The following is a 24,396-nucleotide window of genomic DNA, read 5'->3' as shown; positions in this document are numbered from 1 at the left end:
TCCGGGAACCCCGGCTATCGGCATTCACCCGCTGCGCCGGGCAGGCCCGCGGCGGCGCCCCCGAGCCCCTGATGTCCATCGCCACCCCCTGACCGCACATGGCCCGGGGCGCGACGGCATCACTTCTTCTTCAGCACCGCCTTGACGGTCGCCGCGACGTTCTCGGGCGTGAAGCCGAAGTGCTTGAACAGCACGCCGGCCGGGGCGGACTCGCCGAAGGTGTCAATGCCGACAACCGCGTCGACACCGTACTTCCACCAGAAGTCGCTGACGCCCATCTCGACGGCCACGCGCGGCAGGCCCTTGGGCAGCACGCTCTTCTTGTAGTCCTTGTCCTGGCGGTCGAAAACGCTGGTCGACGGCATGGAAACCACGCGCACCTTGATGCCCTCGTCGGCCAGCAGCGCCTTGGCGGCCATGGCCAGCTGCACCTCGGAGCCCGTGGCGATGATGACGGCCTCGGCCTTGCTGTTGCCCTTGGCGCTCACGGGGTCGAACAGCACATAGGCGCCCTTGGCGATCTCGTCGACATTGGTCTTGGGCGAGTAGGCCAGGTTCTGGCGCGACAGGGCCAGCAGGCTCGGGCGCTGGGCGTTGCCGATGGCCATGGTCCAGGCGACGACGGTCTCGGTCGTGTCGGCCGGGCGCCAGACGTCCAGGCCCGGGATCAGGCGCAGCGAGGCGACATGCTCGATGGACTGGTGGGTCGGGCCGTCTTCGCCCAGGCCGATGGAGTCGTGCGTCATCACGTGGATGACGCGGGCCTTCATCAGTGCGGCCATGCGGATGGCGTTGCGGCTGTAGTCGCTGAAGGTCAGGAAGGTGCCGCCGTAAGGGATGAAGCCGCCGTGCAGCGCGACGCCGTTCATGATGGCGGCCATGCCGAACTCGCGCACGCCGTAGTTGATGTGGCGGCCGTTGTTGGGCGTGCCGTCGGCGGCGATGCGCAGGGCCGGCGTGCTGCTGGTGTTGGTCAGGTTGGAGCCGGTCAGGTCGGCGCTGCCGCCGAGCAGCTCGGGCAGCGCGAGCGTGAAGGCTTCCAGCGCCAATTGGCTGGCCTTGCGGCTGGCGACGGTCTGCGCTTCGGCATGGGCCTTGACGACGGCGTCGACGGCGATCTGCGCGAAGTTGGCGGGCAGCACGCCGGCCATGCGGCGCTGGAACTCGGCGGCCAGTTCGGGGTGGGCTTCGGCATAGGCGTCGAAGCGGCTGTCCCACTCGGCCTCAACCTTGTCGCCGCGTTCCTTGGCATCCCAGGCGGCATAGACCTCGGCCGGCACGGCGAAGGGCTCGTGCTCCCAGGCGAGGGCCGCGCGGGTCAGCTTGATCTCTTCGGCGCCGAGCGGTTCGCCGTGGGCCTTGCTGGTGTTGGCACGGTTGGGCGAGCCCTTGCCGATGGCCGTCTTGGCGATGATCAGCGTGGGCTTGTCCTGGCTCTCCTTGGCCTTGCCGATGGCGTCGTCCAGGGCGTCGACGTCATGGCCGTCCACCGGGCCGATGACGTGCCAGCCATAGGCCTGGAAGCGCTTGGCGGTGTCGTCGGCGAACCAGGGCGCAACCTGGCCGTCGATGGAGATGCCGTTGTCGTCGTAGATGGCGATCAGCTTGTTCAGCTTCCAGGCGCCGGCCAGCGACGCGGCCTCGTGGCTGATGCCTTCCATCAGGCAGCCGTCGCCCAGGAAGGCGTAGGTGTGGTGGTCGACGATCTCGTGACCTTCGCGGTTGAAATCGCGCGCCAGCAGCTTCTCGGCCAGGGCCAGGCCCACGGCGTTGGTCACGCCCTGGCCGAGCGGGCCGGTGGTCGTCTCGATGCCCGGGGTGATGCCCACTTCGGGGTGGCCCGGCGTCTTGCTGTGCATCTGGCGGAAGTTGCGCAGCTCGTCGATGGGCAGGTCATAGCCCGTCAGGTGCAGCAGCGCGTAGATCAGCATCGAGCCGTGGCCGTTGGACAGCACGAAGCGGTCGCGGTTGGCCCAGTGCGGATTGGCCGGGTTGTGCTGCAGATGGTGGCCCCACAGCGCGACGGCGATGTCGGCCATGCCCATGGGTGCGCCCGGGTGGCCGGAGTTGGCCGCCTGCACCGCGTCCATCGCGAGGGCGCGGATCGCGTTGGCCATGAGGGTGGGGGAAGCGGTCGATGCAGTCATGGCCGGGGCTTTCTTGGGCTGGAAGAGGCAAAACCAGGGATTTTACGGGGGTCCCTCGCCGGACTTGATCCAGCGCAATGCCCGGCAAGTGGCAAAGCGCGACGCTTGGCGCATGACCACGCCCATGCCCCTGGCCGTGCGCATCATCCGCGCCGAGCACGACGCCCTGGCCGCGATGCTGCGCACCTTGCCCCTGCTGCTCGAAGCCCAGCAGCGCGCCGGCACGCCCTGCGACTTCGGTGCGCTGCGGGCGATGCTGTTCTATGTCGACGAATTTCCAGAACGCTTGCATCACCAAAAAGAAAGCGAGCTGCTGTTCCCCAAGCTGCGCGCGCTGGCGCCCGAACTGCGCGAGACGCTGGACGAACTCGACGCCGACCATGCCCAGGGCGAACGCGCGGTGCGCGAGCTGCAGCACAGCCTGCTCGCCTGGGAGCACATGGGCGAGCCGCGGCGCATGAAGTTCGAGCAGCAGCTCAAGGTCTACACCGCCCGGTACCTGCGCCACATGCGGCGCGAGGAGACCGAGATCCTGCCGCGCGCGGCACGGCTCCTGAGCGCAGCGGACTGGGCCGACCTGGACGAAGCCTTCAGCAGCCACCAGGACCCGCTGGCCCCGCGCCCGGGCCAGCCGGTGGACGAGGCTTACGCGCCGCTGCGCCAGCGCATCCTGGCCGCGCTGCCGGCGCCCCTGGGCTGGGGACCGGCGCTGGGTCAGGCAGGTGGCTGATCCGCGGCGGCCTGGGCCCGCAGGATGAAGCGAAAGCCCACGTCGTCGCGGCGCTGATCGCGGGCGATACGGTCGACGGCGGCCGAGCGGGTCTGCTCGACGCGGCTGCGGAAAGACCCGCCGCGCAGCGCGTGCCAGCCGGTTTCGGCGCCCGGCCGCCCTTCGGGATCGACCCAGGCGGCTTCGGCGCTGCGCTGTTCCGGCGCCAGCAGGTCGCGGCAAAGCTCCGCGACGTTGCCGTGCATCTGGCGCAGTCCCCAGAAATTGGCGGCGCCCGCGGCGACCGGGAGTGGCGCGTCGGCCTCGGCATGCACCCTCTGCTGGCCCGGCTGGTCGCTGAAGGCATAGGCCGTGCGCGTGCCGGCGCGGCAGGCCGCCTCCCACTCGGCCTCGCTGGGCAACTGGATCTCGCAATCAGGCAGGCCACGGGCCAGGCGCGCCAGCACCTCCTCCACCTCGGCCGCAGTAACGCCGACGACGGGGAAGCTGCCGTCATCGCTGCGTACGCTGCGCCCGCCCAAACGCCGCCAGAACGCCCAGGAACAAGTGGTGTCGGCAATCCAGAAGCCGCGGCTGAGGGTCACCGTGCGCAGCTCACCCTCCTCCTCCGGGCCGTTGGGCGAACCCATGGCGAACTTGCCGGCCGGCACCCACCGCAGATGCTGCAGCGCCTTGTCATACCCCTCCAGCGGCGCCATGCGCAGCCGGGCATAAACACCGTGAGCTGCATCCGACCCCAGCACGACGCGGGCCTCACGCGCCTGGCTGGCACCGTACTGCTCCGGGCAGACCCACCCTCTCGGAATCGCCCAGGTCGCCGCCGCATCGGGCGGCCCGGTCGGCAGCCAGATCGCCTCACCGCGGCGCAGCGGCGGTGTCAGCAGCGTCGCGGTGCCGTCCTCCGCGCGCACCTCGGCGGCCCAGTCCGGGCGCTTCAGCACCTTGAGTACCGGCGTCCCGAACTGCCGGAGCAGGTCCAGGGCTGCCGCCTGCGACAGATGGGGCCGCAGCTCCTGCAGCAGGAACTGCGTGGCATCCGCGGGCGCACCGCGGTCGACCCAGGCGCGCAGCTGATCCATCAGCCGGCCGCTGCTCAGCAGGCTCCACAGCGACGCCGGCAGCACGCGGTCCCGCAGTGCCGCGCCCTCGCGCGACAACGCCACGCGCACCAGCTCCAGCTCGCCCGAGTTGACCGCCTCCACCAGAGCGCGCTCGTTCTCCAGGCGCGCCTCCTGGGGCGCGTTCGCCAACGCGACCGGCTCGTCGCTCTCGGTGCCGCCGGCCTGCGGCTCGACCGGCTCCGGCATCGCGACCGCCACGGCCGGTGGAGCGACCGGCGCGGTAGCGGCCGGCATCTCCACCATCACCGCCGGCACCGCGGCGTCCGGCGGCTTGGGCGTCGTGGCATCCGGCGCGACCGGCATCACGGCGGGCGCGCCGGCCGCGGTCTCCGTGCCTTCCACCTCCGTGAACACCATCAGCGCGCCCAGCTGCGCCCCGGTCAACGCCGCCTTCTCGTGCAGCTCGCCGACACGCGCCAGCAACTCCAGCAGGTCAAAGCCCGAGCGGTTGTGCATGGCCGCTTCGCACAGGTCGGGCAGGCGCAGCAGTACGAGGCGGTATTGCAGCTGGGCCGGTGAATCGACACCCAGCACCTGCAACTGCAAGGCCTTGCGCAGGCCCGTCACATCGCGGAACAGCGCATCAGTGCGCCAATCGGCCAGCGTGATCAGCAGCCTGGCGCCGTGCAGGCGCAGATAGCGGTACAAGGCCGGCGCAAACAACTGCAGCGCGCAGATGATGGCCAGCCATTCCCGCTTGCGCGGCGTCTTCGCGTCGCCGGCACCCAGAGACTCGGCCAGGGCCAGCAGCGAGGTCATGCGGTGCAGCTTGCGTGGCACGCCGGGCGTGATGGCAGCCACCAGCGTGGCGAGGTCGTTGGCCTGCGCGGACGCGTCGGCGAACCAGGCCGGCCACTTGTCGGCCAGGAAGTCGCGCGCCGCCGCGCCGGTGGGCCGCGGCAGCCGCACCGGCAGGTGCACGAGCTTCTCCAGGTACTCCGCACCGGTGATGGGCGTCATGCCCTCCTTGCCCTGCAGCGCGTAGTCGCGGTAGCGGTGCGCAATGCCGCGCTCGATGACCTCCTCGTCCAGCGCCAGCACGAAGGCGCAGCCCTCCACCTCCAGGAAGAGCTTGATCGCCTCCAGGACCTCGACGGCCTTGTCGGGCAGGCAGCGGTCGAGGTCGTCGACGAGGAAGACGAGGTTGAGCCGGAAGTCCGCCTCTTGCGGCGGTGACTCGCCGGTCATCAGCCAAGCCCACTTCGTGCTGAACCAATATTGCGTGCGAGGCCACCAGCCGACGCCACCGTATTTCAGACGTTCACGGTGCAGGGCCAAGGCACTCGGATTGCGACCGGTCACCGCCTTGAGGTGCTCGAGAAAGTCGTAGTAGAGGCTGTGCAGTTGATCGCCCGGCAACTCCAGGCGGCGGGCGCGCTTCAGCGCCTTGCCGTGCTCTGACCACCGCCGCCACACAGAAGGCTTGGCCTGGCCTGCTTCGGTCTTCAGTTCCGGCAGCTTGAGTGCCACGCCCTGAGTGGTCAGCGCCGTCTGCAGCAGTTCACGGCCGCCGTGCTGATAGACGGTTTGCGCCAGCTCGCCGAGCAGCAACACCCGGTCGGACAGCTTCTCATTGCGGCGAATGCGTTCGTCGACGCTTTCGTCCAAGGCCTTGCGCAGGCATTGCTGAGCCACGCGCAGCAAGGGCACCAGCAAGTGCTCCTCCCGCTCATAGCGCCAGGCGTTGAAGGACACGACGACATTGAGGACTTGCTTGCCATCGCCAGGATCGAGCGCGGCAGCCACCGTCTGCAGCAGCCGGCTCTTGCCCGCACCCCATTCGCCGAAGACACCGATGACCAGCGCCGGCTCGGTGCTGCTGCCAGCGCCGGGCCTGAGGCTGGCCTCCAGCTCGCTCACGAGGCGCCGGGCCAGAGCTGCGTGCCCGAAAGAAAGCGGGGCGGCGGGCTGCATGGCGTCGTTTCGCAAGCCGCCGCCGCGGGCCTCAGCTGCGACCTGAACGCTGCAGCGTCAGTCGGCCACTGCTGGCCCAGCTGTCCAGCGGCCGGCGCATGTCCTGGCGCAGCTCGTCCTCGCCATCGGCTTTGGCGTCCAACAGGCCGACCCAGGCGTTGCGGCCCGTGTCCTTGGCGTCGTACAGCGCCGCATCGGCCAGGTCGATGGCGGCATGCCAGTCCAGCGCGCGCGGCAGCCTCGGGCACAGCGGGAAGGCCGAGAAGCCGACCGAGCAGGTCAGGGTCAGGCGCAGCCCGCCGTCGAGCTCGAAGGGCTGGGCCATGATGGCCTGGCGGGCGCGTTCGGCCAGCTCGGCCGCGCGGCGGCGCGGCGTGCCGCGGGCGACGATGAGGAACTCTTCGCCGCCCCAGCGCACCAGGTAGTCCGTGGCGCGAAAGACCTGCTCCAGCCGGCCGCGCATCTGCATCAGCACGGCGTCGCCGGCCATGTGGCCATGAGCATCGTTGATGCGCTTGAAGTGGTCGATGTCGATGAGGAAGAACAGCAGGTCCTGGTCGCTGTCGGGGTTGGCAACGAGAGCGCCCGAGGTCGGCTCGTAGTGGCGCAGAACCATGGCGACGTCGGCCGGCATCTGGCGGTCCAGGAAGCGGCGGTTGCGCAGGCCGGTCAGCGGGTCGGTGAGGCTGGCCTCTTCCAGCTCGACGGACTTGGCCGTCAGCGCGGCAGTGGCGGCCTCCAGCGCTTCGGTGCGCTCCTGCACGCGCAGCTCCAGCACGCGGCGGTGGCGCAGCAGCAGCCGCGTGCGCATGCTGACGATGGCCGCCACCAGCCCCACGGCCGCGATGACGGCCAGGGCCAGGGCCCAGCGCGTCTGCCACCAGGCGGCGCGCACGTTGACACCGATCTTGATCTCGGTGGGGCTCCAGGCGCCGTCACGATTGCTGCCCTGCACCTGCAGCTGGTAGTGGCCGGGTGACAGGTTGGTATAGGCCGCCGTACGGCCCAGCATGCCGGCGTCGATCCAGCCGGCGTCCAGGCCCTGCAGCCGGTAACGGTAGCGGTTGCGGCTGGGCTGGCTGTAGTCCAGCGAGGCGAAGGCCAGGCTCAGGCCCCGCTCGCCGGGCGCGAGGACGATGTCGCTGCCGTTGGCCGGCAGCGCGCGCTCCTCGCCATCGACGCGCAGCTCCGAAACGACCAGCGGCGGCTTGTACGTCCAGGGCGAGAAACGGTCAGGGTCGATGACGAGCAGGCCGCGTGCGCCGCCGAACAGCATGCGGCCGTCGTCGAGCTTGGCGTAGGCGCGGAACCAGCCGGTGCCCAGATCAGCGCCGTCGGCCGCGCCGAGTTCGCGGCGCTCGCCGCTGCGCGGGTCGTACATATTGCGCTGCGACCAGATGCGGCCCTGCTTGTCGAACAGCAGGTTGGCGCCGAACGCCCCACCGATGTCGGAGGCGCCGACGACTTCGAAGCGCGCCTTCTTGCCGTCGCTGTCGATGAGGCGGTGCAGGCCGGTGCCGGTGTCCACCCAGAGGCGCCCGGCCAGGTCGACGGCCATGCCCAGTACGGTCTGGCCGGTCAGGCCCACGGGCTCGACCCATTCGGCCACGGGCTCGTCCGACCCCGGCTTGGCGACGCGGAACAGGCCGGCCGCGCCGCCCGCCCACAGGCTGCCGTCGGGCAGGCTGGCGAAGGCATTGACCTCGCCGGTGCCGCCCACCAGGCCGGCGGTCGGGATGGCGCGCATCTGCGGGTGCTCGGGCGTCCAGCGCATCACGCCGTCCAGCGTCGCGATCCATAGCGAGCCGTCGTCCAGCGCGTGGAAGCGCCGCGGCACGGCATTGCCGCTGCGCAGGGTTTCCTTCCAGCGGCCCTGGGTGTCGAAACGAAGCAGCTGGGTGTCGATGGCGACCCAGACGGAGCCGTCCTTGCTCTGCCCCAGTGCATTGACCCGCCCTGACGGCAGGCCGCCACTGCCCTGGGCGACCACACCCAGCGGCATCAGCTGGCGGTCGCGGCGTTCGATGCCGCCGGCCAGCGTGCCCAGCCAGATCTCGCCGTTGTCCAGCTGCAGGATGCTGCGCACGTCCAGGCCGCCCGAGACCGAGCCGATGGCCTCGCGCACCATGGACAGGCCAGGCAGCGACGGCACATGGCGCATCAGGCCGCCACCATAGCTGCCGGCCCAGACCGTGCCGGACGGATCGCGCATCAGCGCGCGCACATCGCTGCGCGGCGCGGTGCCGGCACCGGTGGCGGGCAGGCGCTCGATCAGCGCGCCGTCAACCGCGCGACGGCGCGACACGCCCGAGGCGTCGCCGAACCACAGCTCGTCGGCATCGGGCTGGGCCATGGCCATGACGGGCCAGACGCCCGAGGTGGCGCCTGGCTGGGCGCCGGGGCTGAAGGGCAGCGGCTGGCCATTGGGCGACAGCGCGCGCAGCCGCCCCTGGGCCGTGCCGACGATGATGCGGCCGTCCTGGGCCTCGCTGATCAGCGTGACCAGCTGGTCGCCGATGCCGACGTCCAGCGCTTCGATGGGGCCGTCGGGCGCCTTGCGCGCCAGGCCCCGCCAGGTGCCGATCCACAGCGTGCCCTGGCGGTCGACGAGCAGGGTCTGCACGCGCGGGTCGGGCAGGCCGTCCTCCTTGCCGCGGTGGTGGGTGAAGCGCTGGCTCTTGACGTCGAAGCGGTCCAGGCCGCCGCTGCCGCCTATCCACAGCGTGCCGTCCTTTTCCAGCGCGAAGGTGCGCACGGTATTGGCGGCGGGCGCGGTCTCGTCGGCCGACTTGCCGTCGCGCGCCCAGCGATCCCAGCGACCGGTGGCCACGTCCAGGCGCACCAGGCCGCTGTTGCCGGCGGCCACCCACATCCAGCCGCGCGGGTCGGGCAGCATGGCGCGCACGAACTGCTCGGGCAGCAGCTGGCCGTCGGGGCCGCTCAAGGGGTAGCGGCGGAAGGCATAGCCGTCAAAGCGCAGCAGCCCCTCGGGCGAGCCGGCCCACAACACGCCGCGGGCATCCAGCGCCAGTGCGGAGACAACGTTGTCCCTTACCGCGCCCGCTTCCCCGATGGGCTCGAAGCGCGGCACCACCGCCTGTGCCGCGGTGGCCAGCAGCGCCGCGACGATCAGCAGCGCTGCAGCGCACCCTTTTGTTGTCAAGACCCTCATAACGGCATTCTCAGGCACCCAAAGGGCCTGCTTTGCCGGGTCTTGCCCTCAGAGAACGTGAATGATCACTGCGCAAGAGGCTTGGCGATGCTGTCGATGCGTTCGATGACTTCCGGGGTCAGCTTGGGCGTCACGGCCAGGGCGCCGAGGTTGTCGCGCAGCTGCTCGATGCGGCTGGCGCCCAGGATGACGGTGGACACGCGCGGGTTGCGATTGATCCAGGCGATGGCGAGCTGGGCCATGCTGCAGCCCAGCTCGGCGGCGATCTCGGACAGCTTGCCGACAGCGTCGTTCCTGGCCTTGTCCTGCAGTTGCTCGCGCATCCAGCTCATGTTCTCCAGCGCGCCGCGGCTGCCGGCGGGAATGCCGCTGCGGTATTTGCCGGTCAGCAGGCCCGAGGCCAGCGGGCTCCAGGTCGTCAGGCCCAGGCCGATGTCCTCGTACAGGCGGGCGTAGTCCTGCTCGACACGGCGGCGGTGGAAGAGGTGGTACTGCGGCTGCTCGACGACGGGCTTGTGCAGGTGATGGCGCTCGGCAATTTCCCAGGCGGCGCGGATGTCGGCGGCGCTCCATTCGCTGGTGCCCCAGTACAGCGCCTTGCCCTGGCGGATGATGTCGCTCATCGCCCAGACGGTTTCCTCGATGGGCGTGTTCGGGTCGGGGCGGTGGCAGTAGATCAGGTCCAGATGCTCGAGCTGGAAGCGCTTGAGTGACGCGTCGACCGCCTGCATCAGGTATTTGCGGTTCAGCGTGTCCTTGCGGTTGACCGTCACACCGTCGCGCGCCAGGCCCCAGAAGAACTTGCTGGAGACGATGTAGTCCAGCCGGTTCCAGCCCAGCGCCTTGAAGGCCTGGCCCATGACGACCTCGCTCTCGCCCTGCGCATAGACCTCGGCGTTGTCGAAGAAGTTGACGCCGGCGTCGAAGGCGGCGGCCAGCATCTCGGTGGCGGCCTTCGTGCCGACCTGGTTGTGATACGTGACCCAGGAGCCGAGGGAGAGTTCGGAAACCTGGAGGCCGGCGCGGCCGAGACGGCGGTATTGCATGGAGCGTTCCTGTGCGGGAGAGGCGGAAAAGCCACAGCTTATCGGGGCCGCCCGGCCCGGCCGGTGCATGGCCACAATGGCCCCGAGCACGCCGGGGGCGAGGCGCCCGACACCCCGGGTCGCCGCGCAGCTGCATCGCCGGCAGTTATCGTTGAGCCCATGAAGCTCGCCGTCATCGGCGCCGGTCCTGCCGGCCTCGCCCTCGCCCTGCTCGCCGCCGAGCGCCTGGCAGGCGCTGAAATCCATCTTTTCGACACCCGGCCGCTGGACCGCGACATCAGCGGCGACGCCCGCACGCTGGCGCTCAACCTCGGCAGCATCCGGCTGCTGCAGCGCCTGCACGCCTGGCAGCCCCAAAGCGCCCAGGCCATCCAGACCGTGCATGTCAGCCAGGCACCGCCCGCGCCGATTGCCGGTGAGGTGCGCATCAGCGCCGCCGAGCAGGGCCTGCCCCAGCTTGGCGCCGTGCTGCCCTATGGCGCCCTGGTCGCGCCGCTGCAGCAGCGTTGGCTGGAGTTGGCCACCGCCCAGCGCGAGCGCCTGTTCACCCGCTTCGGGACCGCCGTGCATGCGATTCGCTCGAACCTGGCTGGCGTGGAGCTGGACTGCGGCGAAGGTCCGATCGTCGACAGCTTTGACCTCGCCGTCGTCGCCGAGGGCGGCGTGTTTGCCGAGCAGGATAGAAAGTCCATCACCAGCGACTATCACCAGAACGCCTGGGTCGGCACGATGCGCCTGGCGCCGCCCGGCCTGCAGGGCCTGGCCATCGAGCGCTTCACACGCAACGGGCCCCTGGCCCTGCTGCCCCTGCCCGACGACGCGCAAGGCCCGCGCGCGGCCATCGTCTGGTGCCTGCCCCAGGCCGAGGACGACATCGCTACCTTGAACGACGCCCAGCGCCTGGTCGTCATCCAACAGCAACTGCCCGCCGTGGCCGGCCGGCTGACCGGCATCTCGGCGCTGAAGTGCTTTCCGCTCGGGCTGAACGCCGAGACCCGGCTGCTGCAAGGCCGGGCGCTGCGCATCGGCAATGCGGCCCAGACCCTGCACCCGGTCGCTGGCCAGGGGCTGAACCTGGGCCTGCGCGACGCCCAGGCGCTGATCGATGCATTGCGCGATGCGACGGAAACCGGCCTGGGCCTGGACGCCGTGCTGGCCCGCGTCGACTGGCAGCGCGCCCCCGACCGCTGGCCCATGATTGCCGCGACCGATTTCCTCGCCCGCAGCTTTGCCTGGCGGCTGCCGGGGCTGCCGGCGCTGCGTGGCCTGGCCCTGGCCGGCCTGGAGCTGGCCACGCCGCTGAAAAAAGCGCTGGCCCATCGCATGATGTTCGGAGGCTGATCTGGAGATCCGACCCATCCAGCCTGCCGAGGTCGAAGCCGCGCGCGAGCTGCTGATCGCCAACCACTGGGGACCGCGCGTGGCCGATGCCGACGTCTTTGCGGAACTGGTCCGGCGCTCCCAGGTGGCCCTGGCTGCCGTGGACGACGACGGCGAGGTCATCGGCTTCCTGCGCGCCATCACCGACGGCCTCTTCAACGGCTATATCTCCATGGTCGTCGTGGCGGACTCCCACCGCGGCCGCGGCGTCGGCAGCGCCCTCGTCAAGGCGGCCATCGGCGACAACGACGAGATGACCTGGGTGCTGCGCGCCGGCCGCGACGGCGTGGCCACCTTTTACGAAAAACTCGGCTTTCAGGTCTCCCAGGTGGCCATGGAACGCAAGCGCAAATCCTGAAAGCATCGATGCGACACGCTCTCCTTCTGACCCTGCTGCTGGCCACGACCGTGCCGACCCAGGCCCAGGCCCAGCTCATCCCGCCGGGCAAGGCTATCGCTGGCGCCACGCAGGAGGAATGGTCCAAGCGCTGGTGGCACTGGGCCTTGTCCTTCGACGAAGAGGACAGCCCCGTGGCGGACACCGACGGCAGCCTGTGCGCCAGCGGCCAGTCCGGGCCGGTCTGGTTCCTGGCCGGCACCTATGGCACAAAGCGCACGGTGCGCCGCTGCAGCATCCCGGTGGGCAAGACGCTGTTCTTCCCGCTGATCAACTTCATCGCCTTCCCGCCCGACGATGAGCGCGAGGCCTGTGCCTCGCTGATGCTGCGCGCCGAGTCCCTGACCGAGGCGCCCGCGGCCCTGGTGCTGGATCTCAACGGCAAACGCTTCGCGGGGCTGGAAGCGCACCGCCAGGCCACCAAGGGCTGCTTCCTCGTCGCGCCTGACGACGACGCGCCGGCTGCCGGCAATGGCTACTACGTGGCCCTCGGGCCGCTCAAGCGCGGCCGCTACACGCTGAACTTCGGCGCCATCCTGCCCAGCATGTCGCAGGCCGTGACCTATACGCTTGACGTGAAGTGACCCCGTCATGCCGCGGGTGAAAACTCCCGCCAGCGGCACGGTCATGACGCACCGGCTGTTTTCCGAGGCCTGAAAAGCCGGGCAGAGCGGCCGCTTTTGTTGCCCTGCCCAGCCGCGCCTGGGCCTAGCATGGGACACCCATGTCGCGCCCTGCCCTGCTTCCCGCCGCCCTGCTGGCCCTGTTGCTGGCCGGCTGCGGCACGCCCAGCCAGCCCCTGCCCATGGCGATCAGCCCGGCCGAGGCGCTGCAGATCCGCGGCTGGGTGCCGGATGCGCTCAAGGCCCAGGTCGGCGTCGCTGCCGTCAAGGGCGGCCAGGAGACCGGCCGCTGGTGGGGCTCCAAGGTCAGTGCCCTGGCACTGCAGCAGGCGCTGGAAGAGTCTCTGCATGCCGTCGGCATGAAGCCGCTGTCGCCCGAGCCGGCGCCGCGCTTCGAGTTGCAGGCCGAGCTGCTGCAGCTGGACCAGCCCCTGGTGCCCGCCGTCGGCGTGACCGTCGGCGTGGCGGTGAGCTACACCCTGGTCGACAAGGCCAGTGGCAAGCCGGTCTACCAGCGGCGCGTCGCCAACACCGACGAGGCCCGCTTCAGCGAGGCCATCGTGTCGCCCAACGAGCGGCTGCGCATCGCCAACGAGCGCGCGCTGCGGGCCAACATCGACCTGCTGCTGCGCGACCTGGTCACGCTGCGGCCGTGACCTCGTGCCGGCGCCGACCGGCCGTCAGCCACAGCGCCAGCGCACACAGTAAGCCCAGCGCGCTCGCGGTGCCGAAGAAGGCCATCATCGGCCCGTAGCCCGCCGGGTTGGCCGCACCGGCGCCGGCCTGGTCGTTCAACCAGCCGGCCATCAGGTTGGCACCGCTGACACCCGCGTTCTGCGCCACCCACATGAGGCCGATGGCCGTGCCGAAGCGCGCCGGGGCAACGAGGCGACTGGTCAGCGGCCACATGACGGCGGGCACCAGCGAGAAGCTGACGCCGATCAGCGCAGTCGACACCCACAGGGACCAGTCCGTCAGTGCCATGACGGCCAGCGCCAGCGGCAACAGCAGCGCCCCCAGGGCCAGGAAAGGCGCATAGCGGCCAAGCCGGTCGCACAGCCAGCCGAAGGCCGGCGTGGCGAACACCGCGGCCAGGAAGACATAGCTGTTCATTTCGCCTGCCGTGGCCAGGTCCAGACCATGCGTGTGCTGGAAATACTTGATCGAGAAGGTGCTGCGAAAGGCCAGGATGACCGAGTACCACAGCACGCACAGCGCCAGCAGATACCAATAGGCCTTGCCGAAGTGCAGCAGGTCGCGCAGCACGAAGCGTTCGGCCGCCGGTGCGGCTGACACCCCACGCTGAGCGCCACGGTCCACCCACCAGTAGGCCAGCGACGCCACGAACGACGTCGCAGCGAGGGTGGCGGCGATGACCAGCGGCGGCTGCCAGCCCTGGGCGTAGGCGCTGGCGAACCAGGTCGGCGACATGTCGGCGCCAAAGGAGCCCAGGCGCCCGATCGCCAGCGCCAGCCCCATCGCGAAGGCGACGGTGCCGCCGGCGAAATACTGCGCGATGGCCGCCAGCGTGGCGATGCCGAAGGTCTCGGCGCCGATGCCGAACAGCAGCCGGCCGGTCGCCATGCCGGCGAAATTGGGGCTGAAGGCGGTCAAGGCCGCGCCAGCCAGGCAGATGGCCGCCGTCCACAGCGTCATGCGCGCGGCGCCGAAGCGGTCCACCAGCACCCCGCCGACAAGGATGAGCACGATATTGGGCAGGCTGTAGATCGCGTTCAGCAGGCCGATCTGGCTGTCGCTGAAGGCGCGCTGCTGCTGCAGCAGGTCGGCCACCGGGCCGATGGAGTCGTAGACGTAGTAGTTGCCGAACAGCGCCAGCGCCACCAGCGCACCCACCAGCCAGGCCGTGGAGCGGCTGGCCATCTTGTCAGTCATGGGGAATCCTTTGCAGACGCCGCTCGCAGGCCCGGAGCGGCGGAGTGCGCCGATTCTCGACGCGCCTGCTCAGAGCTTGCGGTGGGCCAGGGCCGGCAGCTGCTGGCGCACCTGAGTCAGACGCGCCGGGTCCACGTCGGCGACGACGACGCCCTCGCCTTCGGCCAGCACGCTGAGCACCTGGCCCCAGGGGTCGATGACCATGCTGTGGCCCCAGGTGCGGCGGCCGTTGGCATGCTGGCCGCCCTGGGCGGGGGCGACGACGTAGCACTGGTTCTCGACGGCGCGGGCGCGCAGCAGCAGCTCCCAGTGCGCCTGGCCGGTCGTGTAGGTGAAGGCGGCCGGCACGGCGAGCAGGTCACAACCGGCATAGGCGCGGTAGAGCTCAGGGAAACGCAGGTCATAGCAGACCGACAGGCCGACCTTGATGCTGCCGGTGTCGAAGCTGGTGGGCTGGTTGCCAGGCTCCAGCACGCGGCCCTCGTCATAGCTCTCGCGGCCGTTGTCGAAGGCGAAGAGGTGGATCTTGTCGTAGCGCGCGACGCGCTCGCCGTCGGGCGAGAACACCAGTGTCGAGTTGCGCACGCGCTCAGGCGTTGTCGACCTGATCGGCAGCGTGCCGCCGATGAGCCACAGGCCCAGGTCGCGCGCGGCGCTCGCCAGCATGGCCTGGATGGGGCCTTCGCCCTCGGTCTCGGCCAGTGCCAGCTTGTCGCTGTCGTGCATGCCCATCAGGCAGAAATACTCCGGCAAGGCCGCGAGCTGGGCGCCGCGGCGGGCGGCGTCCTCCAGCAGGCGGCGCGCCGCGCCGAGGTTGGCGGCCACGTCGGGGCCGGAGACCATCTGGACTGCTGCGATCTTCATGTCAGCGTCGCCCGGCCGCCCGTAGGCGCTGACGCGCCCCCTCGGGGGGCAGCGAATGAAATGAGCGTGGGGGCATTCATAGCGCTGATGCTAGCCGCTCGATGTCCGCTGGGTTGTTAAGCCAGGAAAATGAAGCGCGCACGATGCCGTCCAGGCCACGGGCCTGCATGTCCAGCGGCGTGTAGGGCACGCCGTTGGCGCCGACATGGATGCCTTGCTGAGCCAGGCGCGCGCGGGTCGCCGGGGCTGCCTCGCCTTCGACGGTGAAGCTGACCAGGCCCGAGCGCGTGCCGTTGCCGAGGTCGTGCACGCGGACGTGGGGCAGCTCGGCCAGGCGTTGGCGCAGCCGGGCAGCCAGGCCCTGCACATGCACGGCGATGGCTTCGATGCCGATTTCCAGTGCTTCGGTAATGGCCACCTGCAAGGCCAGTCGCAGCGCCACCGGTTGCTCCGCCGTTTCGAAATACCCTCCCGAGACGTCCACCCAAGGCGGTTCCAGCTGATTCAGGAAGCCTTTGCGCACATACAGCAACGCCGTGCCGCGTGGCCCGCGCAGATGCTTGCGGCCGGCGCTCTTCAGCACATCGCAGCCCAAGGCCTGCACATCCACCGGCAACTGCCCCACGGCTTGGCCGGCATCGATGAAATACGGCACGCCGGCCGCGCGCGCCACCTGGCCCAGGGCGGCAGCGCCGTTGATGAGGCCGCCATTGGCGGGCAGCCAGGTCAACGAGATCCAGCGCACGCGCTCGTCAATCAGCGCCGCGCTGGCCTCGACGTCGACGCTGCCGTCTTCACGGCAGGGCAGCACCTCGACGCTGGCACCGCTGCGCTGGTAGGTCGCCAGATTGCCGCCCCATTCCTGGCGACCGACCAGGATGCGGTCGCCGGGGCGCAGCGGCGTCTTGTGCGTGAAGGCCGACCAGGCCGCGCCAAAGGCGGCCGAACCGCTGCTGAGAAAGGCCACCTCGTCCGTGCCAGCGTTCAACAGCCGTGCGGCGTCCTCGCGCAGGCGCTGCAGTTGGGGCGCGACCGCGTCCCCGGCCTCCATCGGCCCGAGGCGAGATTCCAGCGCCAGATGTGCCTGCAGGGCCGCGAGTGCCGCCGCCGACATCGGCGAGGCGCCGGCATGGTTGAGCAGCAGGTGCCCGGTCACGACACCAGCTCCACCAGCGCCTCGACCTCCACCGCCGCACCCGCCGGCAGGCTGGCCACACCGATGGCCGCGCGCGCATGCCGGCCGCGCTCGCCCAGGGCGGCCACGACAAGGTCGGACGCACCGTCGGCCACGGTGCTGTGTTCGGTGAAGCCCGGCGACGAAGCGATGAACACGCCCAGGCGCAGCACCTGGCGCACGCGGCCCAGGTCGCCACCGACAGCCGCGTCCAGCACGGCCAGCAGCTTCAGCGCGGCGACCTCGGCCTCGGCGCGGCCGGCTGATGCGTCCAGCGCGCCGCGACCGGGCGTACCGATCTGGCCGGCGATGACGAGCAGGCCTTTGCCTTCGCGGTGGTGCAGATAGTTCGCAGCAGGTTCGCCGAGGTCGGGCAGGGTGTGGCCGAGGCTGGCCAGGCGGTCTTGCAAGGTGGTCATGGCTTGAGCAGCAATTTGCCCTGCGTCGCACGCGACGCGAGCAGTTCATGGGCGCTGGCCGCGTCGGCCAGCGGGAATTCGGCATGGATGCGCAGCTGCACGGCGCCGCTGAGCAGCGCATCGAACACGGTTGCCGCACGCGCGCGGCGCTTGGCCGCATCGGGCAGGAAGTGGGGCAGCACGGGCCGCGTCAGCGTCAGGCTCTTCTTCTGCAGCGCCAGCACGTCGACCGGCTCGGGCTGGCCGCTGGCCGCGCCGAAAAGCACGAGATGGCCGCCCATGCGCAGCACATCCAGGCTGCCGGCGAAGGTCGAGCGGCCGACCGAATCAAAGACGACGGCGACGCCGCGGGCGGCGGACACCCAGTCGCTGTCCGCCAGCAGCGGCGCGGCGCCCAGGCCGCGCAGCCAGTCGGCCTTGGCAGCGTTGGACACCGTGCCGAAGACCGGATGGCCGCGTGCAATCAGCCACTGCACCAGCCAGCCGCCCACGCCACCGGCCGCGGCATGCACGAGGACGGGCTCGCGCGCCGGCAGCCGCGCGACGTCGTCGAGCAGCATCGCCGCCGTCAGGCCATGCTCCAGCGCCGCAGCGGCGTCACGCAACGACAGCGCATCGGGCACACGCACCAGATGCTCCAGCGGCACGGCGAGATGGCTGGCATAGGCACCTTGCACGCCGGTCGTGAAGGCGACGCGATCACCGAGCTGGAACTCGGCGCCTGGCGTGACGTCGACGATCTCGCCCGCCCCCTCCAGGCCGAGGCGCCAGGGCAGGCTGATGTTGGGATAGCGGCCTTCGCGCTGGTAGAGGTCGACAAAGTTGATGCCGGCGTAGTCGATGCGCACGACCGCCTGGCCGGGCATGGCCTCCGGCATCGGCAGCTGCTGCAATTCCAGCACCTCGGAGCCACCGAACCGGTGGACAAGAATGGCTTGTGCGGGCATGGCTTTGATCTCCAGCGTTAACGTCGCGCCACTGTCGGCCCCACCCGCCCGCCACACCAGCGAGGCTTTGGCACACCGGCTGTGCCGATTTCTCAACACCATGCGCGAACGCCTGCCACCCCTGTTTTCCCTGCAAGCCTTCGAGGCCGCCGCCCGCCTGGGCAATTTCAGCCGCGCCGCCGCCGAGCTGCATCTGACGCCCGGCGCCATCAGCCGCCAGGTGCGCCAGCTGGAAGACTGGTGCGGCCAGACCCTGTTCGAGCGCGTGGGCAACCAGATGCGGCTGACGGCCGAAGGCCGCGAGCTGCTGGCGCGCCTGGGTGGGCCGCTCGCGGCCCTGCACGAGGCGGTCTACCCCGAGCCAGACGAGGCACGCACGACGCTGCAGATCGCCACGCTCGGCTCGCTGGCGCGTGCCTGGCTGCTGCCGCGGTTGCACGGCTTCATCGCGGCCGCGCCGACGGTGCGCCTCATCGTGCAGACCGACTACGCGCTGGTGCGCCCGGCGCCACGTGTGGCCCTGGTGGCGCTGCGCCATGGCCGGCCCGAGGACGGCGGCGAGCTGCTGTTCGAGGACAGCCTGCTGGCGGTCGCCGCGCCAGCGGTGGCCCACGCGCTCGGGCCGGATGCCATGCGCTGGCCTGCAGCGCAGATGCTCAGCCATGTGACCGGCGACGCGCCGCTGTGGCAGGCCGCGGCCGGTGCCACCGCTCAAGCCGAAGGGCCGGCCTTCAACGATGCCGGCGTCACGCTGGACGCGGCCGAGGCCGGCCTGGGTGTGGCGGTCACGCGCCTGTCGCTGGCGCTGCCGCGGCTGCGCGTGGGCACGCTGGTGCAGGCGCACGCGCTGCTGCTGCCGTCGCCGCGCGCCAACCTGCTCGTTGTGCGCGAGGACGCCGCCGCCCTGCCCGTCGTGAAGCGCTTCGCGGCCTGGTTGCGCCAGGAGGCTGCACAAACGGCCGCCGACTTGAAAGCCTACGCACCGGCCTGAACTGACCTCGATGAGCCAGGCCGGACTGTTCGACGATCTTGCGCCGTCGCCGGGCGCACTGCCCGCCGGCTTGCGCTACGACGCAGGCTTTCTGTCCGCCAGCGAAGAAGCGACCCTCATCGCCATCGTGCAGGCGCTGCCGCTGCAGGAAGCGAAGTACAAGAGCTATACCGCACGCCGCCGCGTCGTCAGCTTCGGCGGCCAGTTCGATTACGACAGCAACGAACTGCGGCCGTCGTCACCCCTTATCGCCGAGCTGCACCCGCTGCGCGAGCGGGTCGCCCGCTGGGCTGGTGTCGACGCACAAGCCCTCGTGCATGTCCTCGTGGCCGAGTACGCGCCCGGCGCGCCACTGGGCTGGCATCGCGACGTGCCGGATTTCGAGGACGTCTTTGGCGTGTCGCTGGGCAGTGAGGCGCTGCTGCGTTTCAGGCCCTATCCGCCACACAACCCGAAGCGCGAGGACATCATCAAGCTGAACGTCGAACCGCGCTCCGTCTACGCACTGCAGGGCGCGGCGCGCTGGGGCCGGCAGCACAGCGTGGCGCCGGTGGACGCCCTGCGCTGGTCGATCACGTTCAGGACTGCGCGGCAGAAGTCACGCCCGCCGGCATGACGCCCCAGGGGCTGCGGCATGAGAATCGAGCGGACATGCAGCTTCCCTCCCGCCTGCGGCGCCAACTGCTGGCGCTTCCCCTCGCCGCCGCGCTACCCGCCGCGCTGTCGCCAGCCCATGGTGCCGGCACGCCGCTGACGCTGCGACTGCCCGACCCCAATGCCTACAGCGCCCACGGTGACTTCTTCATCGAGGCGTTGAAGCTGGCCCTGAGCAAGACGGGCGACGGCGAGCCGGCGCCCGTCCTGGTTCACGCGGCACCTGACCTGCCACGGCCGCGCATGCGCCAGATGCTGCAGGACGGCCTGCTGGACCTGATGTGGAGCACGACGACACCCGAGCGCGAGGCGCAGGCGCTGCCGGTGCGCTTCAACCTGCTCAAGGGCATCAACGAGCTGCGCTTCCTGCTCGTGCGGGCCGCCGACCTCTCCCCCCTGCGATCGGTGCGCACGCTGGAGGCGCTGCGCCGCTTTCGCGCCGGCGCGGGCACCTACTGGAGCGACGCGCAGATCCTGCGGGCCAATGGCTTCATCGTCGAGACGGCGACCAAATCCGAGCTGCTGTTCCGCATGCTCAAGGCCGGCCGCTTCGACTTCATCCCGCGCACCCGCGAAGAAATCGACGCCGAGCTGCTGCAATTCACCGACCAGGGCTTCGCCGAGCTGCCGGGCGTGGCGCTGCAATACAAACAGCCGCTCTACTTCTTCGTGGCGCGCGACAAGCCGCAGCTGGCCGAGCGGCTGATGCGCGGGTTGAGCCTGGCGGCGGCCGATGGCAGCTTCGACACCCTCTTCATGGCCGAACCCGGGCTGAAGACCGCGCTGATGCAGCTGCGCGGCTACACGGGGCTGCGGCTGCAGCTGAAGGCGCTGGATTAGGGCGCGCTCGCCGCCTTGGCCGGCAACGCTTCGACCTTCTCCACCTTGGGATCGTCCCAGGTCCCGGTGATGTGGAACTCGCGCGTGTTGGCCGCGGCCACCGGGCGGCTCAGGATGAGCTGGGCCAGGAAGGCACCGAGCGCAATGGCCGGGTTGATGGCCGCATAAGCCAGCGATGCACCGCCGGCCGACACCTCGGGCACCACGACGACGCGCAGCTTCTGCGTCTCGGCCGCCAGGTCGGTGCTGCCGTCCACCAGCACGGCCGCCTGCAGGCCGCGGATGCGGATGTTGTCGCTGCGGGCCACGCCGGCGGTGATCTTGACGTCGCCGGTCACGCCGTCGAATGTGAAGCCCTCGGCAAAGACGTCGCGGAAGTCCAGCAGGAAGCGGCGCGGCAATGATTGCAGGCTCAGCACGCCCAGCAGCCGCCCGACGCCGGGCTCGGCCTTCAGGAAAGTGCCCGTGTCGAGCTGGATGTTCAAGGCGCCCGCCATGCTGGCGTAGTGCGGGGCCAGCGGCGAGCCGTCCCAGCCGACCTGGCCGGCCAGCACGCCCTTGCCGCCGCGCAGCACGGGGGCGTCCTTCTGGCCTTGGCCGAGGCGCTCCAGCAGCTTGCCGGCGTCGGCGATGTCGAGCTTCCAGTCGAGCTGGGTGCGGCGCCGGGCGTTGCCGTCGCCACCCCAGTGGCCGGTGGCCATCAGCGTCGCCTCGGGAGAGTGGATCTGCAGCTTCTCCAGCTTCCAGTCACGCGCGGCGGCCGGCGCGTGGGCCAGCACCTCCAGCCGGCCCAGACGCTTGCCGCGCAGCTCGAAGTCGTCGACCGCGATGTCCAGCGACGGCAGCGGGCCGCTTCCCGCGTCGGTCTTGCCCGGATCGATGAGCTCGCTGACCGACTCGGCTTCCTGGCGCGGCAGCGACAGCCGGGTCAGCCGTGCCTGCACGGCGTCGATCTGCCCGCCCTTGACGCCCTTCAGGTCGATGCGGCCGGAGAGCTGCTCGGCGTCGATGTTGACGCGCCAATTGGCGCCCTCGCGCGCCACCACCGCGGACGCGCGGCCAAGCTGGCGGCCACCGACCTTCAGCGCCTGGCTGCGCAGCGAGATCTGGCTGGGCAGCAGGCCCGCGTCGTCAGCACCCTCGCCGCCGCTGCCACCGCTGCCACCACCCGCCAACCCGCCCAGGCGCTGCTGCCAGGCGTCCAGGTCCAGGGCCGCGACATTGACCTGCAGCAACACGCCGGTGGCCGGCAAGGCCGGCAACTTGTCCTGCACGGCCAGGGCGCCACGCAGCACCTGGGAGCTGGGGCCGGAGATATCGCGCTGCAGCTGGGCCTGCAACAGCGGCGCTGCGGGGGTGCCGACTTCGAGGCGCAGCTCGTCGCGGCCGGCGGCGGTTGGCGTCATCAACAGACGCAGCGGCAGCACCGCATCGGCCTCCTTGTGGCCGGGCGCGGGCAGGTCCAGGGCCAGGCCCTGCAGATTGCTGGTGACGCTGAGCTCGCTCTGGCCATCCTTCGGGATGGCGAGCTGGAAGCGGTAGGCGGCCTGGCCGCTGGCCGCCTGCGCCAGGCGGGTGACGGCGCCCAGCTCCGTGGCGCGGCGCAGGCCCTCGGCCGTGGCCTGGCCCTGCACGGCGAAGCGCATGCCGCCGTCGCGCTGGGTACCGCCCTCGATGCCAGCGTCGCCGCCGAGCAGGCGGGCCGTCATGCCGGTCAGCTGCAGGCCCTTGCGGTCGAAGTCGACCCGGCCACGTGCGCCGCTGAGCGCCGGCAGTTCGGGGCGCAGCTTGAGGTCGACGCCACCAAGCTGGAGCTGGCCTTTGACCGCCGTCTGGTGGGTGTCGTCCAGCGGGATGGTGATGCCAAGCTTGAGCCCGACCGGGCCCTGGGCTGTCGTGGTGCTCAGCGCATGGCCCAGCCACTCGTCCAGCGGCGAAGCGCGCACGAAGCGCAGCAGGTCGGCGCCGGCGCCGCGGCCGTTGCCATCGAGCTGCAGCACGCGGCCATGGTGCAGGTCCTTGATGCCACCGTTGACGCCGCTGAGTTCATAGCCGAGCACCTTGGCATGGCCCTCCTTGATGAACATGCCGGCGCGCTCGAAGACGAGTTCGGCGTCCACGCCCTCCATGGCCGGCCAGTTGCCGCCGTTGTCGCTCGGCGGCACATAGGCCAGCGTAACGCCCTGGGCTTGCGTGGCGACGCGGAAGATGCCGGGGGACTTGGGCGCCGCGAAGGGGAAGTCGCTCAACTCGCCCTTGAGCCTCACACTGGTGTTGCGGGCCTCGCCGCCGAGGATGGCGCGCGCCACATAGCTGCGCGTGGCCGGCAGGCCCTGCGGGATGTAGCGGGCCACGCGCGTGGCCTCCACGCGCTGCACGCGGCCGCTGAGGTCCAGGAAGCCCGGCGTGGTCGCACCGGCCGCGCGCCGCCAGGTGACATCGAACTCGCCGCTCAGATCGGGCGTCTGCAGTTGCAGCTCGCGCAGCTTCAGCTCGACCTCGCCGGGCGTCTTGCCCTTGGCTTGGCTGTCGGGCTGGGGCAGCTTCCAGGTCAGCTGTGTGGACAGCCGCGTGATCGGCAGGTGCGGGTCCTCGAACAGGCCCGGCAGCTCGACCTCGCCCTGGTGCACGGCCAGCTTGGCGGTGCCGCCACGCTCGTTGGCGTCGAGTTCCAGGCTGGCGCCGTGCAGGCCGGGGCGGCCGAGGTGGTCCTCCTGCGCGCCGGCCTTGGCGGCCACGGCCAGGCCGTCGATCTGCGCCTTGACACGGTAGCTGCGCGGCGCGTCCAGTGCGCCCTGCCATTGGCCGCTGAGGGCCGTCAGCACGCCGCGCGGCTCCAGCTCGTCGAGCAGCTGGTGCGCGCGCTCGCCCAGAGGCAGGCGCTGAGCAATCTGGGCCATCAGCGCGAAGTCCAGGCGCTGGGCGTTGACCTCGCCACCCAGCACCTCGTCGGCCTTGCCGAGCTGCAGGGCCACGCCCCAGTCCGAACGCGGCCAGACCACGACGCTGCCGTCGTTGTCCCGGCTGACAAAGCCGAGCTGACGGGCCTGGACGCTCAACGCGCCCTTGGCGCGGGCCAGGTCCAGCCGGCCCTCGATGTGGTCCAGGTCCAGCTCGGGCGCCGATTCCAGCAGCCTCAGACGCACCGAGCGCAGCGCCAGGTCCAGCGTCGCCGCCACCGGCTGGCCGTCCTTGATCTGGCCCCAGGCGCGCACGGCACCGTCGCCCTCGCTGAGCTGGAAGGGCAGGTCGACATGGCGCTTGAGCTGGCTCAGGTCGGCGCGCGGCAGCTCGGCATAGAGCTGGCCACTCCAATGCTGGAACTCGCCGGGGCGCTTGAGCAGGCTCTGCGTGAACTGGCCACGGAGCGTGAAGCGCCGACCCCAGTCGGCGGGCGGCGTGGCGTCCAGGCGCAGGTCATGGCGGCGCAGGCCGTTGCGCATGACGAAGTTCAGCGCCGACAGCTCCAGCGGCCGGGTGTCGGCGCGCTTCTCGTCCACCCAGCGCACCCGGCCGTTGACGATGGCCAGCTCGGGCTGGCTGAACAGCCAGTCCATGCCGGCCTCGGTGGTGCCGGCGTCAGTCTTCTCGGCCTCGTCCAGGCCCAGCCCGGCGATGAAGATGCGGCCCTGGGCGTCGCGGCGGATGATCAGTTCGGGCGCGTCGACGAGCAGTTGCGAGAAACGCGGCTCCAGCGCGAGCAGGGACTGGGCCGACAGCACGGCCGCGACGCGCGGCAGGCGCAAGGCCGGCCGGCCGGCGGCGTCCAGCACCTGCACATCACCCAATTCCATGCGCGGCAGCCAGCCACTGGATTCGACGCTGATGCGGCCGATGCGCAGTTCTACCCCCAAAGCCTTTGAGGCTTCCTTTTCCAGCCAGGGGCGCCAGTCATTGGCGTGCGGGAGAATGGCCCAGTGCAATACCGCCCAGGCCATCACCCCCAAAGCCCACAACAGGGCCAGCAGCAGCACTACCCAGCGCAGGCTGTGCCAGCACAGGCGCAAGGGCCAGCGCGAAGCGCGGGTGCAGCGGTGGAGGGCGGCCGAGAGGAAGTCAGACACGTTGTCTTGGGGCACGTGAA

Annotated in this window: 18 protein-coding genes; 8 read left to right on the top strand and 10 right to left on the bottom strand. The window is 70.7% G+C overall.

Features of this window, described 5'->3' with window-relative positions:
- Positions 1-119 precede the first annotated feature (119 nt).
- Positions 120-2,147: a transketolase gene (gene tkt, locus ACXJLH_RS03170; RefSeq protein WP_457442471.1), complete on the bottom strand. Its 2,028-nt coding sequence runs from the start codon at positions 2,145-2,147 to the stop codon at positions 120-122.
- A gap of 112 nt (positions 2,148-2,259) precedes the next feature.
- Between tkt and ACXJLH_RS03165 the strand changes: the two genes are divergently transcribed.
- Positions 2,260-2,877, top strand: coding sequence for a hemerythrin domain-containing protein (locus ACXJLH_RS03165; RefSeq protein WP_457442470.1), 618 nt, complete (start codon positions 2,260-2,262; stop codon positions 2,875-2,877).
- On the opposite strand, the gene ACXJLH_RS03160 is transcribed toward ACXJLH_RS03165, so the two are convergent.
- From ACXJLH_RS03160 to ACXJLH_RS03150, 3 genes are all read right to left on the bottom strand, one after another.
- Positions 2,862-5,912 (bottom strand): P-loop NTPase fold protein, encoded by a 3,051-nt coding sequence (locus ACXJLH_RS03160; protein WP_457442469.1) that lies wholly within the window; start codon positions 5,910-5,912, stop codon positions 2,862-2,864. The two genes, ACXJLH_RS03165 and ACXJLH_RS03160, sit on opposite strands and share 16 nt — an antisense overlap.
- 31 nt (positions 5,913-5,943) lie before the next feature.
- Positions 5,944-9,084 (bottom strand): diguanylate cyclase, encoded by a 3,141-nt coding sequence (locus tag ACXJLH_RS03155; RefSeq protein ID WP_457442468.1) that lies wholly within the window; start codon positions 9,082-9,084, stop codon positions 5,944-5,946.
- Between the two features lie 65 nt (positions 9,085-9,149).
- Complete coding sequence (locus ACXJLH_RS03150) at positions 9,150-10,130, bottom strand: potassium channel beta subunit family protein (protein WP_457442467.1); 981 nt, start codon at positions 10,128-10,130, stop codon at positions 9,150-9,152.
- A gap of 159 nt (positions 10,131-10,289) precedes the next feature.
- On the opposite strand from ACXJLH_RS03150, the gene ACXJLH_RS03145 reads away from it, so the two are divergent.
- The 4 genes from ACXJLH_RS03145 (at position 10,290) to ACXJLH_RS03130 (ending at position 13,186) form a co-directional block, all read left to right on the top strand.
- Positions 10,290-11,471, top strand: a complete 1,182-nt coding sequence (locus tag ACXJLH_RS03145; protein WP_457442466.1) for an FAD-dependent monooxygenase — start codon at positions 10,290-10,292, stop codon at positions 11,469-11,471.
- A 79-nt stretch (positions 11,472-11,550) separates the two neighbouring features.
- Positions 11,551-11,868: a GNAT family N-acetyltransferase gene (locus ACXJLH_RS03140; RefSeq protein WP_327082887.1), complete on the top strand. Its 318-nt coding sequence runs from the start codon at positions 11,551-11,553 to the stop codon at positions 11,866-11,868.
- A gap of 8 nt (positions 11,869-11,876) precedes the next feature.
- Complete coding sequence (locus tag ACXJLH_RS03135; protein WP_056199805.1) at positions 11,877-12,491, top strand: hypothetical protein; 615 nt, start codon at positions 11,877-11,879, stop codon at positions 12,489-12,491.
- Positions 12,492-12,631: 140 nt separating this feature from the next.
- On the top strand, positions 12,632-13,186 hold the full coding sequence (locus ACXJLH_RS03130; protein ID WP_056199808.1) for a hypothetical protein: 555 nt from the start codon (positions 12,632-12,634) through the stop codon (positions 13,184-13,186).
- Here ACXJLH_RS03130 and ACXJLH_RS03125 read toward each other — a convergent pair.
- The 5 genes from ACXJLH_RS03125 to ACXJLH_RS03105 all read right to left on the bottom strand — a co-directional run bounded on the left by ACXJLH_RS03125 (position 13,170) and on the right by ACXJLH_RS03105 (position 17,827).
- Entirely contained in the window at positions 13,170-14,423 is a 1,254-nt protein-coding gene (locus ACXJLH_RS03125) for an MFS transporter (protein ID WP_457350721.1), read from the bottom strand. The genes ACXJLH_RS03130 and ACXJLH_RS03125 overlap by 17 nt on opposite strands.
- A 69-nt stretch (positions 14,424-14,492) precedes the next feature.
- Positions 14,493-15,287: a carbon-nitrogen hydrolase family protein gene (locus tag ACXJLH_RS03120; protein WP_457442465.1), complete on the bottom strand. Its 795-nt coding sequence runs from the start codon at positions 15,285-15,287 to the stop codon at positions 14,493-14,495.
- Between the two features lie 76 nt (positions 15,288-15,363).
- Entirely contained in the window at positions 15,364-16,443 is a 1,080-nt protein-coding gene (locus ACXJLH_RS03115) for an aminotransferase class V-fold PLP-dependent enzyme (RefSeq protein WP_457442464.1), read from the bottom strand.
- Complete coding sequence (locus ACXJLH_RS03110; protein WP_056199819.1) at positions 16,440-16,880, bottom strand: RidA family protein; 441 nt, start codon at positions 16,878-16,880, stop codon at positions 16,440-16,442. The genes ACXJLH_RS03115 and ACXJLH_RS03110 overlap by 4 nt, the downstream gene beginning before the upstream one ends.
- Positions 16,877-17,827, bottom strand: coding sequence for a quinone oxidoreductase family protein (locus tag ACXJLH_RS03105; RefSeq protein WP_457442463.1), 951 nt, complete (start codon positions 17,825-17,827; stop codon positions 16,877-16,879). The genes ACXJLH_RS03110 and ACXJLH_RS03105 overlap by 4 nt, the downstream gene beginning before the upstream one ends.
- Here ACXJLH_RS03105 and ACXJLH_RS03100 point away from each other — a divergent pair.
- From ACXJLH_RS03100 to ACXJLH_RS03090, 3 genes are read left to right on the top strand one after another with little or no spacing between them, the layout of a single operon-like run.
- A complete protein-coding gene (locus ACXJLH_RS03100; protein ID WP_457442462.1) occupies positions 17,826-18,818 on the top strand; it encodes a LysR family transcriptional regulator in 993 nt (330 codons plus the stop codon). The genes ACXJLH_RS03105 and ACXJLH_RS03100 overlap by 2 nt on opposite strands.
- Before the next feature lie 10 nt (positions 18,819-18,828).
- Positions 18,829-19,434: an alpha-ketoglutarate-dependent dioxygenase AlkB gene (locus tag ACXJLH_RS03095; protein WP_056199829.1), complete on the top strand. Its 606-nt coding sequence runs from the start codon at positions 18,829-18,831 to the stop codon at positions 19,432-19,434.
- A gap of 35 nt (positions 19,435-19,469) precedes the next feature.
- Entirely contained in the window at positions 19,470-20,312 is an 843-nt protein-coding gene (locus ACXJLH_RS03090) for a substrate-binding periplasmic protein (RefSeq protein WP_056199831.1), read from the top strand.
- Here ACXJLH_RS03090 and ACXJLH_RS03085 read toward each other — a convergent pair.
- Positions 20,309-24,376 carry a YhdP family protein gene (locus ACXJLH_RS03085; protein WP_457442461.1) on the bottom strand — a complete coding sequence of 1,356 codons (4,068 nt, stop codon included), beginning with the start codon at positions 24,374-24,376 and terminating at the stop codon, positions 20,309-20,311. The genes ACXJLH_RS03090 and ACXJLH_RS03085 overlap by 4 nt on opposite strands.
- Between the last annotated feature and the right edge of the window lie 20 nt (positions 24,377-24,396).

It is taken from the genome of Roseateles sp. P5_E4 (genome assembly GCF_054049255.1).
The sequence above is the reverse complement of the archived record's forward strand: the minus strand, read 5'-3'. Positions and strand labels throughout refer to the sequence as shown.